Source organism: Pseudomonas sp. PME37.24/025 (genome assembly GCF_055556615.1).
Map to the genome: position 1 here is coordinate 29,347 of NZ_JBVHNK010000020.1, position 16,177 is coordinate 45,523.

Consider the following 16,177-nt stretch of genomic DNA (forward strand, 5'->3'; position numbering starts at 1 on the left):
CGCAGGGGCCAGGGCAAACACTAAAGAATCACAGGCCCTCCAACTCCGCCATCAGGTCATTCAACCGATCCACCTTCTCCTCGGTAATGTCGCTCGCCGCCAACCCGTCGATGTACTCGGCCAGCTCCGCCACCGTGCTGCACTCGAACATCGCCCGCAACGGCACGTTGCGTTGCAGGGCTTTTTGCACCCGCGAGGCGATCTGTGTGGCCAGCAACGAATGGCCGCCGAGTTCAAAGAAGTTATCACGCACGCCGACCTTCTCGACCTTCAACACCTCAGCCCATATGTCCGCCAGGGTCTGCTCCAGCTCATTGCGCGGCGCCTGATAATCCTGGCTTTGCAACTGGCCGATTTCCAGCGCCAGCAAGGCCTTGCGCTCGAGTTTTCCGTTGGCGTTGAGCGGCAGCTTGTCGAGCCACACCCAGTGCAGCGGCACCATGTATTCCGGCAATTCGGCGCGCAGACGTTGCTTGATACGCTCCAGTCGTTCGTTCGGATTCAGCGCCGAATCCGCTGCAACCAGATAGCCGACCAAATGCTTGCCGTTGACACCTTCCTGCACACCCACCGCCGCGTCGCGAACTTCCGGTTGTTCGTGCAGACGGGCCTCGATTTCACCCAGTTCGATGCGGTAACCGCGGATCTTCACTTGGTGGTCGATACGCCCGACGTATTCCAGCACGCCGTCGCTGCGACGTCGGGCCAGGTCGCCGGTGCGATACAAGCGATCCCCCGGTGCACCGAACGGGTTCGGCACAAACACCTGCGCAGTGCGCAATGGATCACTCACATAGCCGCGCCCCACACCGATACCAGCCACGCACAACTCCCCCACCGCTCCTAACGGCACCAGTTCCAGCGCGCCATCGAGCAGGTACAAACGGTTGTTATCCGTCGGCGTGCCAATCGGCAGATAACTGCCGCGCGTCGAAGCCAGATCGACGCGGAAGAACGCCACATCGTCCGAGCATTCCGCCGGGCCATAGGCGTTCACCAAACCAATTTCCGGGTAACGCAGCAACCATTGATGCGCCAGTTCCGGCGGCATTGCTTCACCGGTCGGCAGCATCCAGCGTAGGCAATCGAGGCTCATGCGCTCCTGAACAAGCATGCCTTGAATCAGCGACGGCACGCTTTCCAGCACGGTGATGCCCTGGCTCTGAACATGGACCAGCAAACCTTGCGGATCGTGGGCGATGCTGTTCGGCACGATGTCCACCCGAGCACCGAACAACGGCGCGGCGAGAAACTGCCAGACGGAAATGTCGAAGCTTTGCGAGGCTGTCTGGGCGATCACGTCGACATCGCTCAGTTTCAGGTACGGCACCTTGCTCAACTGGTTATTGAGCATGCCGCGCTGCTCGACCATCACGCCCTTCGGCAAGCCGGTGGAACCCGAGGTATAGATCATGTAGGCGAGGTTATCCGGACCGCTGTAAATGCCCGGATTGGCAACCGAAACATCGCTCGCCTGCACGTCTTCCCAGACCAGCAATCGAGGCCGGTTGGCACAACCGAACTCTTCCAGCAGCGCGACGGCTTGCTCACGACACGCCTGGGTGCAGACCAGCAACGGCGTACGACTCAGGTCGATGATCCGGCTCAGACGCTGACTCGGCAGGCCCGGGTCCAGCGGCAGGTAACCGGCACCGGCCTTGAAGCTGCCGATGATCATGCCCAGCAGGTCAAGGTTACGTTCGGCGAGCAGCGCCACTGGTTGATCCAGGCCGACGCCGGCCGCAATCAGCGCATGGCCGAGACGGTTGCTGCGCTGGTTCAGCTCAACGTAGCTGTGTTGCTGATCCAGACAACTGGCGGCAATTCGCTGCGGATGTTCGGCAACTTGCGCTTCGAACAATGAGACATAGCTCTGCTCCAGCGGATACTCGAGTTCACTCTGGTTGCAGCCATGAATCAGGAAGTCCTGCTCTTCGTTGCCCAGCAGCGGCAGATCCGCCATGTCGCCATGGAAGCCTTCGACCAGCGCCAGCAGCAGGCGCTTGAATTCACCGAGCATGCGCTCGACCGTGGATTCGTCGAAATAACGCTGGTCGTAAGACAGGTGCAAGCCAAGGTCATCGCCCGGATAACACACCGCCGTCAACGGGAAGTTGGTGTGGGTGCGGCCCGAATCCGAGGTCGCGTTGAGGCTCTGCGCACGGTCCAGCACCGAGACTTCCACCGGCGCGTTTTCGAACACGAACAGGCTGTCGAACAGCGGCTGGCCTTTAGGCAGTTCGCTGTTTTCCTGGATGCTCACCAGCGGCAGGTATTCGTATTCACGCAGTTGCATATTGCTGTCGAGCAAACCGGTGAGCCACTGACGAACGCTGCAACGCTGATCGTCCTCGGGCATTTTCACCCGCAGTGCGATGCTGTTGATGAACAGCCCGACCGTGCGTTGCATCTCAGGCATTTCCACCGGCCGCCCGGCCACCGTGACGCCGAACAGCACGTCGCGATCACCGCTCAAACGGCGCAACACCAGCGCCCACGCTGCCTGGGCGAAGGTGTTGATGGTCAGCTGATGGGCCTGAGCCAGTTCGCGCAATTGCGCACCATCGCGGGCTTCGAGCCGCGTATAGCGGTCGCCGACGATCATGCCGCCGCTGTCGCCGGCATGTTCACGCAGGAACGGCCGGTCGCTCGGAATCGGCGTGGTGCGCTCGAAACCTCGCAGGTTCTGCTGCCACCACTGCCGCGCTTCGGCCAGGCTCTGGCGTTGCAGCCAGCCGATGTAGTCGCGATAACGCGGCACAAGCCCAAGCTGCGCTTCGCGGCCTTCGCCGAGGGCGGTGTAGATCTCGAAGAAATCATTCATCAGCAGCGAACGGCACCAGGCATCGATGAGGATGTGGTGGTTGCTCATCATGAACCAGTAACGCGCCGCGCCCACGCGGATCAAGCGCAGGTGGAACGGTGCCTGATTGAGCAGATCGAACCCGGCCTCACGCTCGCTTTTCAGCAGCGCCTGCAACGTCGGCTCTTGCTCGGTTTCGGCAACCGCGCTCCAGTCCACATATTCGATCGGCGTGCTGCCCGGTTTGTGGATCACTTGCAGCATGTCTTCGCCGACGTTCCAGCAGAACGATGCGCGCAAGGCTTCGTGACGGGCGATCACCGCTTGCCAGGCCTGAGCGAAACGTTGCGGGTCGAGTTCGCTGTTGATGCGGTAGCGGTCCTGCATGTAATAGAGGCCGGTGCCCGGTTCGAGCAAGGTGTGCAGCAGCATGCCTTCCTGCATCGGGGTCAGCGGGTAGACGTCTTCGATCATCGCCGCCGGGACTGGCAATGCGTCGAGTTGCAGCTGAGTCAGTCTGGCCAGCGGGAAGTCCGACGGTGTCAGGCCGCCTGCGTTGTCGCTCAGACAATGCTGGATCAGGCTTTGCAATTCGCCCAGATACGCCTCTGCCAGTTCGGTGATGGTTTGCAGATCGTGGCGTTCGGCGCTGAAGGTCCAGCGCAGCACCAACTCACCGCCATACACCTGACTGTCGACGCTCAGCTCGTTGGGCAGCGGAGCGTGTGGATCGTGGGCCGCGCCGACCGGTTCATCGAGCGGACGGAACAGCGCATCGCTGCCGAAGCTCTGATCGAACTGACCCAGGTAGTTGAAGGTGATCGGCGCCACCGGCAACGCAGCCATGGTCTGACGGCACACACCGTCGGCCAGGTAACGCAGCACGCCATAACCCAAACCTTTGTGCGGCACCGCGCGCAGTTGCTCCTTGATCGCCTTGATCGATGCGCCCTGCTCATTCACGGGTGTGAGGCGCAGTGGATAGGCGCTGGTGAACCAGCCCACGGTGCGGGTCAGGTCGATCTCGTCGAACAGGATTTCGCGACCGTGGCCTTCGAGTTGAATCAACGCCGATTCGTGACCGCTCCAGCGACACAACACACGGGCCAATGCGGTCAGCAGCAAATCGTTGACCTGAGTGCGATAGGCCGTCGGCGCCTGTTGCAGCAGTTGGCGGGTACGCTCGCTGTCGAGGCGCACGCTGACGGTTTGCGCGTGACGATTTTGCTGACCACCCTGCGGACGATCACAGGGCAATTCAGCGCTTGAGCCGGCCAGTTGCGTCTGCCACCAGCTCAATTCTTCACGCAGGGATTCGCTGCCGGCGTAAGCCTGCAGCCGTGCGGCCCAGTCCTTGAAGCCGCTGGTTTTCGCCGGCAGTTTTACTGACTGCCGGGACTCGAGTTGACGATAAACCGTTTGCAGATCGTCCAGCAGCACCCGCCACGACACCCCGTCCACCACCAAGTGATGAATGGCGATGAACAGCCGTTGCTGCCCCTCAGGATCATCCACCAGCAGCGCCCGCATCAGCGGCCCTTGCTCAAGGTCGAGGCTGCGCTGGGCATCGGCGAACAGCGCCACGCATTTGTCTATGGCCGGCACTTTCACCTGCCACAGCACGGCAGCGTCGGAAACCGCCTGGTGCTCGGCCTGCCAATGGCCGGCGACGTCGGTAAAGCGCAGGCGCAAAGCGTCGTGCTGTTCGATCACCGCCAGCAGCGCTTGCTCCAGACGATGGGGCTCCAGCGCCACTGTTGGTTCCAGCAGCAACGCCTGGTTCCAGTGTTGACGCTCCGGAATTTCAGTGTCGAAGAACCAGTGCTGAATCGGCGTCAAACGCGATTCGCCCGTGAGCAAACCTTGCTCTGCGGTGACCTGCTCGGTGCGGGTCGCGACGACGGCCAGCGTCTGCACGGTCTGGTGCTGGAACAAGTCCCGTGGGCTGAAATGAATGCCCTGCTGCCGCGCACGGCTGACCACCTGGATCGACAGAATCGAATCGCCGCCCAGTTCGAAGAAGTTGTCGTTGAGGCCGACCTGCTGGACGTTCAGCACTTCGCACCAGATGCCGGCCAGGGTCAGCTCGAGTTCGTTGCTCGGCGCCACGTACTGCTGACGATTCAACTCCGGGTCCGGGGCCGGCAGTGCGCGGCGGTCGAGCTTGCCGTTGGCGGTCAGCGGCATGTTCGCCAGCAGGATCAAGTGCGTCGGCACCATGTAATCCGGCAACTGCGATTTGAGGTGCGCCTTCAACGCTTCGCGCAATGTGGTTTGTTGTGCTTCATCCTGTTCGGCGACGCTGGTGGCCAGATAGCCAACCAATTGCTTGCCGCTCGGTGCGTCGAGGGCCAGCACCACCGCTTCACGTACGGATTCGTGTTCCAGCAAACGGGTTTCGATCTCGCCCAGTTCGATGCGGAAACCACGGATCTTCACTTGATGGTCGATCCGGCCGAGGTACTCGACCAGTCCATCGGCACGCTGACGAACAAGGTCGCCGGTGCGGTACAGACGTCCGCCGTTCGCTGCAAAAGGATCGGCAACAAACCGTTCGGCGGTCATGCCCGGACGCTGGTGATATCCCTGCGCCAGACCGGTACCGCCGACGTACAACTCGCCCGTTGCGCCTTGTGGCACCAGCGCCAGATCGGCGTCGAGGATGTAAGCGACGCGAGCGCCAATCACGCTGCCAATTGGCACGCTGCCCAGCCCTTCTTCCAGTTGCTCAGGTGCCAGGCTGGCGAGCGGCATGACCACGGTTTCGGTCGGTCCGTAGGCGTTGAAAAACAGGCTCGGTTTGAACGCCGCGCGAATCCGCTGTAAATGTTCGCCCGTCAGCGCTTCACCGCCGGTGATGCACATGCGCACCGGCAGGGTTTCACCCTGGGTTGCCAGCCATTGCGCCAACTGACTGCCGTAGCTTGGAGTGAAACCAAGAATATTGATGTGGTGCTGACGAATCAGCCCGCAAATCTCTTGCGCATCCCACTGGCCTTGCGCACGCAGGACAACCTGCGCGCCGCTCAACAGCGGCACCAGCAGACGTTCGGTCGCGGCATCGAAATTGATCGAGTAGAAGTGCAACTCGCAGTCGTCCGGACGCATACCGAAGCGCTCGATCACCGCGCGGCAGTGCATGGCGATTTCACCGTGGGACACCACCACGCCTTTCGGTTTACCGGTGGAGCCGGAGGTGTAAATCAGGTACGCCTGATGTTGCGGCAGGCTGATAAACGGCAGCTCAGTGGCCGGGTAATTGGCCAGTGCAGCGGCGTCGTCTTCCAGGCACCAGCGGCCGACGCTGGCCGGCAATTCACCGAGCGCCGCGAACATCGCTGCATCGCTGAGCAGCAAACCGATGCCGCTGTCTTCGATCATGTAGTGCAAGCGGTCCAGCGGGTATTCCGGGTCCAGCGGCACATAGGCACCGCCAGCCTTGAGAATCGCCAGCAGGCCGATGACCATCTCCAGCGAACGCTCCAGGGCCAAACCGACCCGAACCTGTGGCCCGACTCCGCGCTCGCGCAGCATCCAGGCCAGACGATTGGCGCGGCTGTCGAGCTCGGCGTAGCTCAAGGTTTGCCCGGCGAACGTCAGGGCCGGCGCGTCCTTGCGCACCAGCGCCTGCTCGCTGAACAGGTGATGGATGCATTGATCGAGGCGATGCTCGCCCGGCTCAATGCCGAGGCTGTCGAGCAGGTTTTGCTGTTCAGTGGCTTCCAGCAACGGCAGTTCGCTGAGGCGTTGTTGCGGATCGGCGAGTAATGCTTCCAGCAGATTGCGCCAGTGCCCGGCCATGCGTGCAATGCGCGGTTCATCGAACAAATCGGTGCTGTAGGTCAGGCAGCAACCGAGGCGATGGTCGAGGTCGGTGACTTCCAGGTTGAGGTCAAACTTGGTCGCTCGCGCATCGTTGGCCAGGTACTCGACGGTCATCCCGGCCAGGGTGCGACTCTGCTGGAACTCCCAGCGCTGCACATTGCACATCACCTGGAACAGCGGGTTGTAAGCCGCACTGCGGGTTGGCTGCAAAGCTTCCACCAGATGATCGAACGGCAGGTCCTGATGGGACTGGCCTTCGATCACGGTGTGGCGAACCTGCTCGAACAACTCGCCGACGGACATCTGACCGTCGAGCTGGCAACGCAGCACTTGAGTGTTGAGGAACGCGCCAATCAGCCCTTCGCTTTCCGGGCGAATGCGGTTGGCCACCGGCGCACCGATGCGCAAATCGGTCTGGCCACTGTAGCGATAAAGCAGCACCGCCAGCGCGGCAGTCATGGTCATGAACAGAGTCAGACCGTTGTAGGCGTTGAAGGCACGAACCCGCGCCGCGAGGTCATCGCTCAGATCGAAACGGAACAGTTCGCCCTGGTGGCTTTGCACCGGCGGACGCGGACGATCGGCCGGCAATTCCAGCAGCGGATGTTCGCGGCCCAATTGCGCGGTCCAGTAATCGAGTTGGCGCTGACGTTCGCCGGATTCCAGCCACTGACGCTGCCACACGCTGTAATCCAGATACTGCACTGGCAGCGGCAGAAGCGGCGATTCGCGGTCATCGACGAACGCTTCGTAGAGCGCGCTCAATTCCCGGGCAAAAATGTCCATCGCCCAGCCCTCGGTGACGATGTGATGCAGGGTCAGGACGAAGTAATGCTCCTGCTCGGCGGTCTTGACCAGGCAAGCGCGCAGTAATGGCCCGGTTTCCAGATCAAAAGGCTTATGGGCTTCGTCATCAGCCAGTTGCTGTACCCGTTGTTCGCGGGTGTCGACCGCCAGTGCGGAGAAATCCTTCCTGTCCATGCGCAGGCGGGTGTCCGGATGAACCTGTTGGCGGGCCACGCCGTCGACGCTCGGGAACGTTGTACGCAGGGTTTCGTGACGCATGATCAGCGCTTGCAGCGCCGCTTCGAAACGCCCGACATCCAGCACGCCGCGCAACCGCGCCATGCCGCCGACGTTGTAGGCCGGGCTGTCCGGTTCCATCTGCCAGAGGAACCACATGCGTTGCTGCGAATAGGACAGTGGCACCGGTTGGCTGCGGTCGACCTTCTCGATCGGCGGCTGTTTGTTGGTTTTTCCGCTGGCCTGGATCAAGCGAACCTGTTCGGCAAACGCGCCCAATTCACTGGCCTCGAACAGCGTCCGCAGCGGCAACTCGACGTCGCAAGCCTGGCGGGTGCGGGAAATGATTTGCGTGGCCAACAATGAGTGGCCGCCGAGGGCGAAGAAGTCATCGCGCAGGCCGATCTGTGTTTGGCCCAGCACTTCACGCCAGATGCCGGCGATTTGTTGCTCAAGGGCAGTGACCGGTTCGACGTGTTCGCGAACTTGCCATTGAGGCTCCGGCAACGCGCGGCGGTCGAGTTTGCCGCTCGGGCTCAGGGGCATTTTATCCAGACGCATGAGTTGCGCCGGGACCATGTATTCCGGCAATTCAGCCGCCAGTGCGGTTTTCAGGCGCGTGGTTTGAGCATCGATGGTTTCGCTGGTTTCAGTGGCAGTGTAGTAACCAATCAACTGCCCACCCGCCGCCGTTTCGCGCACCAGCACCACCGCTTGGGCGACGCCAGACTGTGCCAACAGACGCGCTTCGATCTCTTGCGGCTCGACACGAAAACCACGCAGTTTGACTTGCTGATCGAGACGACCGAGGTATTCGATCACTCCGTCGGCGATCCAGCGAGCGCGGTCACCGGTGCGGTACAGACGTGCACCCTGCTCGCCCAGTGGATCGACCACAAAGCGCTCCGCGGTCAGGCCTGGGCGACCCAGATAGCCACGGGCCAAACCGATACCGCTGATGCACAGTTCGCCCGGCACACCGGCCGGTACCGGATTGAGGTCGCTGTCGAGCACGCGGCACAGGACGTTGCCCAATGGCCGGCCAATCGGCGAACGCTCGCCATCGGTGGTTGTGCAATGCCAATGGGTGACGTTGATCGCCGTTTCGGTCGGGCCGTAGCGGTTGTGCAGTTGCACCGCCGGCAGGTTTTCCAATACACGATTGCGCAGTTCAGCGGGCAACGCTTCACCACCGGAGAACAGTCGACGCAGGCCGGTGCATTCGGCACTGAGCGGTTCATCGATGAACAACGCCAGCAACGGTGGCACGAAGTGCAATGTGGTCACGCCGAATTGCTGCACCAATTGCGCGATGCGGTGCGGATCGCGGTGTTCGCCGGGGCCGGCGAGCAGCAGACGGCAACCGGTAATCAGCGGCCAGAAGCACTCCCACACCGACACGTCAAAACTGATCGGCGCTTTTTGCATCAGCACATCGGTTTGGTCCAGACGGTAGGTGGTTTGCATCCATTGCAGCCGTTCAGCGAGCGCCGCATGAGTATTGCCAACGCCCTTCGGCTGACCGGTGGAACCGGAGGTGTAAATCACGTAAGCCAGGTTGTCGCCGTGCAGGTGCAAACCGGGCGCATGGCTTGGCCAGTTCTCCAGATGCAGGGCGTCCATGGCAATCACGCTGACGCCGTCGGTGGCCGGCAAGCGATCGAGCAATTCGGTTTGGGTCAGCAGCAGCTCGACGCCACTGTCGCTGAGCATGTAGGCCAGGCGCTCAGCCGGGTAATCCGGGTCCATCGGCACATAAGCGCCGCCGGCCTTGATGATTGCCAGCAAGCCGATCAACAACTGCGGCGAACGCTCGGCGGCGATGGCCACGCACACATCCGGGCCGACGCCTTTGTCGCGCAGGTAATGCGCCAGGCGGTTGGCCTGAGCGTGCAGTTCGGCGAAGTCCAGACTGCCACCGTCCCACAGCAGCGCGGTGCGCTCCGGGGTCTGGCGCGCTTGTTCGTTGAGTAACTCAGGCAGCCATTGGCTGGCCGGGATGCACGGTACGGCGCTCCAGGCGGATTGCTGATCGTGCTCACTCGGGGTCAGCAGTTGCAGGTCGCCGATGGACTTTTGCGGACACTCGCAGACATCGCGCAGCAGGTTGGCGAAGTGCTCGGCCAGACGCTCGATAGTCGTTACGTCAAACAACTCGCTGGCGTAGTCGAATGACAGGCTCAGGCGACCATTGCGGTCTTCTTCACTGTGCAGTTGCAAATCGAACTTGGCTTCGCGACTGTGCCACGGCAACTCTTCGGCGAGCAGTCCCGGCAAGCGACGCAGCGCACTGAGATCCCGTTGCTGGTGGTTGAACATCACCTGGAACAGACCCTGTTCGCGGGCCTGCGGAAAGGCTTCGAGCAGTTGTTCGAACGGCAGGTCCTGATGCGCTTGCGCGCCCAATGCGGCTTGACGGGTTTGCGCCAGCAACTCAACGAACGGCAGTCGCGAATCCACCTCGGCGCGCAGCACCTGGGTATTGATGAAGAAGCCGATCAGCCCTTGGGTTTCCAGGCGCGGACGGTTGGCATTCGGCACGCCGACGCGGATGTCGCGTTGGCCGCTGTAGCGATGCAGCAGACTCTGGAATGCCGCGAGCAACAGCATGAACGGCGTCGACTCATGAGCCTGGGCGGTCTGGCGAATGGCATCGCTCAGGCTTGCGTCCAAACGCAGCGTGTGGCGGGCGGCGCTGCGAATGTGTTGCGCCGAGCGCGGATGATCGGTGGCCAGGCTCAGCGTCGGCTGATCAACGCCCAACTGCGCTTTCCAGTAAGCGAGTTGACGCTCGCCCTCCCCTTGCGCCAACCACTGACGCTGCCAACTGCCGTAGTCGGCGTACTGAGTCAGCAACACAGGAAGGCTTGCGGTCTGGCCTTGAGAGGCGACCGCATACAGGCGCGAGAACTCGTCGATCAGCACATTCAGCGACCAGCCATCGGCGATGATGTGGTGCATGGTCACCAGCAGTTGATGGTCCTCATCGCCGAGGCGCACCAGGGTCACCCACAGCAGTGGGCCTTTTTCCAGATCGAACTGGGTGCAGGCTTCGTCCTCGCGGATCTGCTGCGCGCGGGCTTCACGCTCGGCGACTGGAAGGTCGCTGATGTCGATCACTTGCAGGTTGAATTCGCCGGCAGCAATGACCTGTTGCAGGGCCACACCGTCACGCTCGAAAAACCGTGTGCGCAGGGATTCGTGACGTTCGATCAGTTGCTGGAAACTGGCGCGCAAGGCGTCTTCGTCCAGTTCGCCGCGCAGGTGCAAGGCACCGGGAATGTTGTAGGCGCTGCTCTGCGGGTCGAGTTGCCAGGTGATCCACAAACGGTTTTGCGCCAGGGATTGCGGCATGGCATCACTGCGCGACAAGAGCATGATCGCGCCTTGGGCTACGCCGCCATCCTGTTGTTGCTGAGCGACAGCAGTGGCGAATGCGCCGAGGGTTGGCGCTTCGAACAACAGGCGCAGATTCAGCTCCAGCCCCAACTCTTCACGCAGGCGCGCGACTACTTGAGTGGCGGCGATGGAGTTGCCGCCGAGCAGGAAGAAATGGTCGTCGGCGTTGACCTGTTTGACCTGCAATTGCTCACGCCAGATCTGGCCGATCAGGATTTGCAGTTCTGAGCCGGTGTAGGTCTCAGACGTGTTGGCGATGTCTGCCGACGGGAATAGCGCATAGCTGTCGAGGCTGCCATCGGCCAGGCGATCGCGGCAGGCGGAGCGTTGCAACTTGCCGCTGGACGTCTTCGGCAGCGCTCCCGGATTGAGCAATACCACTACGCTCGGCGCTTCCTGATACGCCTCGGCCACCGCTTGACGGATGGCTTTGATCAACGCCTCGGGCGGCAGGATTTTCTGCACGCTGCGGCTGATTTCCGCGGCGATGCCGATGCCTTCCTGCCCCTCGATGTTGACTGCGAATGCGGCCACGCGACCTTTGCGCACCACCTCCACTTCACGTTCGATGGTCTGCTCGATGTCCTGCGGATAAAGGTTGTGACCGCGCACGATCAGCATGTCTTTCAGGCGCCCGGTGATGAACAGTTCACCGTCACGCAAAAAGCCCAGGTCGCCGGTGCGCAGCCAGGTGCGGCCGGCGTGCTGGACGAACGTCTTGGCCGTGGCTTCGGGGTTGCGCCAGTAGCCATGGGCGATGCTCGGCCCGGTGGCCCAGACTTCACCGACCACGTTGTCGGCGAGTTCTTCGAGCGATACGGCATCGACAATCAGCACCGCGTGATCCGGCTGGCTGATGCCGCAACTCATGATCGGACTGCCATCGCCCGGTTCGGCTCGGTTCTGCGCCAGGGCCTGATCATCCACGCGTAACGCCGGGATGCCCTGACCGCGTGGGCTGCCGGCAACGAACAGCGTGGCTTCCGCCAAGCCGTAGGAAGCCATGAAGCTGTCCGAGGTAAAGCCACAGGTCGCAAATTTTTCGGCGAAGCGTTCCAGGGTGTCGAGGCGAATCGGTTCGGAACCGGAATACGCCACGCGCCAGCCACTCAGGTCGAGGCGTTCCAGCGCCGATTCGCTGACCCGTTCGCTGCACAGTCGATAGGCGAAGTCCGGCCCGCCGCTGATGGTGCCGCCGTATTCGCTGATCGCTTCCAGCCAGCGCAATGGCCGGCCGAGGAAGTACGCCGGCGACATCAACACACACGGCACGCCGCTGAAAATCGGCTGCAACAGGCCGCCGATCAGGCCCATGTCGTGGTACAGCGGCAGCCAGCTGACGATCACGTCGTCGGGGTTCAGATAAATGCCGAATCCGTGGCGAATCAGCAGTTCATTGGCCACCAGGTTGCCGTGACTGACTTGCACACCTTTAGGCAACGCGGTGGAGCCGGAGGTGTATTGCAGGAAGGCGATGTGCTCGCCGTGCAAGTCCGGCGCGACCCAGCGTTCGGCCTGGGCGCTGTCGAGGGTGTCGACACACAGCAGCGGCGGCGCCTCGTTGATTTGCAGCAACGCGTCGCGCTGGTTGGCGCTGGTCAACAGCAAGCGCGGCTCGGCATCGCTAATGATCGACAGCAGACGTTCCTGGTGATGACGACGGGTCGATTCAGGCGGATAGGCCGGCACTGCAATGACACCTGCGTACAGACAGCCAAAAAACGCCGCAACGTAATCCGGGCCGCTGGGAAACAGCAACACCGCGCGATCACCGAACGACACCTCGGCCTGCAACGCGCCGGCAATGGTTCGCGCCCGTTGATCGAGCTCACCATAACTGAGCACCACAGCCTGATCCTGGGTTTCGGCGAGAAAACGCAAGGCCACCCGGTCCGGCGTCAGGGCCGCGCGGCGCTGAAGGGCTTGGACCAGTGTGCTGGGGAGTTCGAACGCGTCGGTCATGAGGTTTCCTGCCTGAATTCGGCTTGCAAGTGGAATCGGTTTTCGTACGTCACACCCATTCATTGGGTATGCAGGACGCGGTCTTCGCGACCGCGCAAGGCTTGGGAATGCTGGTTTGGCCGGGGCTTGCGCCCGCAGCCATTCACCAATGAGAACGGATGAGGTCTTGAAATAATTAGTCGCCAGGCTAGAGCGCCAGCAGGCTTGAGGTCGGTAGGTGAGTCAGGGTGTCGCAGTTTTCACTCTGCTCTTTTGTGGAGCATTAATTCTCTTTCTCAATTGACAATCATTATCATTCAACATAATTTGTCGCTCTATGCGTAGGACGACTCCGACCCCCCTGTCGTCCCACGACCCTATTTGCAGCAAGGTGATTTCCAATGACGGAACAAGTATCCACAAGCAGGTGCGATTCACCGCTACTTCAGGCCTTCGTCGACAACCGACTGATTCTGGTCAAGATTGCCGCCCGCATCACCGGTTGCCGATCACGCGCCGAAGATGTGGTGCAGGATGCGTTCTTCCGGCTGCAATCGGCGCCGCAGATCACCTCGTCAATCAAGGCTCAGCTCAGCTATCTGTTCCAGATCGTGCGCAACCTGGCGATCGATCATTACCGCAAGCAGGCGCTGGAGCAGAAGTATTCGGGCCCGGAAGAGGAAGGTCTGAACGTGGTGATTCAGGGCGCTTCGCCGGAAACCTCGCATATGAACTTCTCGACCCTGGAAAACATTGCCGATGCGCTGACGGAGTTGCCCAGCCGCACCCGTTACGCCTTCGAGATGTACCGCCTGCACGGTGTGCCGCAAAAAGACATCGCCAAGGAACTCGGCGTCTCGCCAACCCTGGTGAACTTCATGATTCGTGATGCGCTGGTGCATTGCCGCAAGGTGTCGGGCAATCGTGCGGATACCTTCGCCCGTCGTTAATATCTTGAATCTCGGCGTCCCCATCGCGAGCAGGCTCGCTCCCACATTCGATCTTTGGTGTTCACAAATTGCGTGTTCACAGGAGATTCAATGTGGGAGCGAGCCTGCTCGCGATGGCTGACTCAACACCAAAGCAAGTCTTGAGCCTCATGCATCAAGCCAACGAACACCGATCAAAAAACCGCTCACGCCCCAACATCATCAGCGCCGCGCGCTTGTGCGGGAAGTCGAACTCTTTTTCGCAGTGGAAACACTGATTGTGCATATGCCCGATCATCTTCGCGTTGTCAGCGCGAGGCTCGGCGACCACCCGTTGCGTGCGTGGATCATCGAGAAACAGGTAGTGCACCAGCGCCGATAGCCAGCTCGCCACCTTGTGCGGGCCGCGGTGATGTTCTTCGCCCACCAGCATGTGAATGCCACGGTCGTAATCGCCGGCATCATAGAACGGCGCAATGCGATCTTCCTTGGCCCAATAGGCTTCGAAATAGGCAAACGGCTGATCATCGAAACAACCGATCAGCGTCAAGGTGTGCGGGTCCGCTTCGAGCTTGCTCAGGTATTCGCGATGCTTCTGGAGACTGCCCTCCTCCTGCCAGAAACTCGCCACTCGCGGGCTGTTCTGCCAGCGGTTGAAACGCGCCAGGTCATGCTCGATGTCTACCGTGCGCAGGGAGACCCACGCACCGAGCCGCGCATCGAAGCGTCGATACACCTCACCATGGGGTTTCACTGCACGCAATGGATGGCGCTTGCCGCCGCTGATGACCATTTGCTTCGGATAGCTGCCGGTGCGCGACTCACCCAGCCAAGGCTGGGGCAATTGCCAGAACAGCGTGCGTTCGCAGCGATAATGACCGGTGACTTCGGTCGCGATCAGCAACCCGCTGAGCAAGGCTTCAGTGGGCACATCATCGAGGTGCCAGGTCAGACGCTGACAAGCCGCGTCACGCGCAAACAGCCAATAGCAGGCCGCCCAGAAAGCCTGACCGTCAGGGCGGCCGAAGCGCTCCTCCAGCCGTAGATGCAACTCGGGCTCGCGGGTCAGCCGCAGTTCGATCAACGGCTGCCCTTGCAGGCTGAGGCTCAGGCGGCTGGCGGTTTCATCGGCTACAAGACAGTTGCCTGACGGCAAGGCCAGGGTGGTCAGGTCATTCAGACTGGACATGGGTCGGGCTCACGGTAATCGTCGACAGTTAACTGAGGGGACGTGAGCCAGGCATGGAAATTTAACGAAAAACACCGCGAACCTTTATGAGCGTTCGCGGTGGCATGCACAGCCTGGGTCAGTTCCAGGCCATTGACGTTGCGCAGGTGTCAGATCGACCTGACCCAGATTTCGCGGAACGCATAGTCATTCCCGTTTCCGGTGGCGACATGGTTAACGATCTGCAACTCCATCTGCGAGGCGCTCGCGGTGAAAGTGCCTTTGAGCGGCGCCCAGGCCATTGACGGAATTTCCGTCGCGGGGGCAATGATTTGCTCTCCGCTGTTGAGTGACAGCACCGGAACTGAATATTTGTCATTCCACCTGCGCACGGTCAACCCGAACTCATAGGAGCGACCCACCTCCAACCCCTGAAAGGCCTTCTTCAACACTGTGCCAGCAGAGTTATTGGTGTAGGTGTAGTCGAGTAATACGTAGATATCCCCGTCTTCGGTGATGGTGAGATCCCGTGGATCAGTCGCTGCCTCCCCTCTCATCCAGCCATTCCAGTTATTGGTGCCGTCTTTTTCCGAGAAGGTCGTTGTATTGTCAAAAGGTACCTGAACCTCAAGACACAATGGCGGGAACAGCGCCGGGCTACCACAGCTGCCTCCATCCAGCGCGGCCTGAAAAACAAACGCGAGAGGGCTTCGGTCTTTCAGGTTTTGCAAAGACGCCCAGGCAATATTCCGACGCCAGCCTTCCGCGAACTCTTGTTGCGTGACGGGCTCGGCATCCGCCACTCGAAGCATCACTGGCGAGCCGTCGGCCTGTTGACCGCAGACATGCAACGTCACCTTTTGATTGACCACCATGAACGGCCAACGCGCCACCTCGACCGTGACACCGGTCGAATCATCAGGCTTTTTCAGAATGAGTACATTGTCGACAGCTTGCGCCACCACAGGAGAGGGAACGCAGGAAAGAGAAACCAACGAGGGGTTTGACATGACAGAAGTCCTTTCTGGATGAGACCAACCCCTCCAAGGGGTCGGTGCAGGAAAGGAGCTAAGACGGCGAAACGTCTAC

The 16,177-nt window shown here is 61.1% G+C and carries 4 protein-coding genes; 1 reads left to right on the forward strand and 3 read right to left on the reverse strand.

Translation table 11 applies throughout. From position 1 onward, the window contains the following. Positions 1-28: 28 nt before the first annotated feature. Entirely contained in the window at positions 29-13,012 is a 12,984-nt protein-coding gene (locus ACZ3HH_RS27670; protein ID WP_465809467.1) for a non-ribosomal peptide synthetase, read from the reverse strand. A gap of 380 nt (positions 13,013-13,392) precedes the next feature. On the opposite strand from ACZ3HH_RS27670, the gene ACZ3HH_RS27675 reads away from it, so the two are divergent. Continuing rightward, positions 13,393-13,941 (forward strand): RNA polymerase factor sigma-70, encoded by a 549-nt coding sequence (locus ACZ3HH_RS27675; protein ID WP_007894994.1) that lies wholly within the window; start codon positions 13,393-13,395, stop codon positions 13,939-13,941. Between the two features lie 154 nt (positions 13,942-14,095). Here the strand turns inward: ACZ3HH_RS27675 and ACZ3HH_RS27680 are convergent, their stop codons facing one another. Together ACZ3HH_RS27680 and ACZ3HH_RS27685 are read right to left on the reverse strand one after the other, a co-directional pair. Continuing rightward, positions 14,096-15,109, reverse strand: a complete 1,014-nt coding sequence (locus ACZ3HH_RS27680) for a GNAT family N-acetyltransferase (RefSeq protein WP_465809469.1) — start codon at positions 15,107-15,109, stop codon at positions 14,096-14,098. A gap of 149 nt (positions 15,110-15,258) precedes the next feature. Continuing rightward, on the reverse strand, positions 15,259-16,098 hold the full coding sequence (locus ACZ3HH_RS27685) for a sugar-binding protein (protein ID WP_465809471.1): 840 nt from the start codon (positions 16,096-16,098) through the stop codon (positions 15,259-15,261). Positions 16,099-16,177: the final 79 nt, after the last annotated feature.

Excerpts from the sequence above, each read along its gene's own strand:
- ACZ3HH_RS27670 (WP_465809467.1), bottom strand. The coding sequence starts at position 13,012 with ATGACCGACGCGTTCGAACTCCCCAGCACACTGGTCCAAGCCCTTCAG.
- ACZ3HH_RS27675 (WP_007894994.1), top strand. The coding sequence starts at position 13,393 with ATGACGGAACAAGTATCCACAAGCAGGTGCGATTCACCGCTACTTCAG.
- ACZ3HH_RS27680 (WP_465809469.1), bottom strand. The coding sequence starts at position 15,109 with ATGTCCAGTCTGAATGACCTGACCACCCTGGCCTTGCCGTCAGGCAAC.
- ACZ3HH_RS27685 (WP_465809471.1), bottom strand. The coding sequence starts at position 16,098 with ATGTCAAACCCCTCGTTGGTTTCTCTTTCCTGCGTTCCCTCTCCTGTG.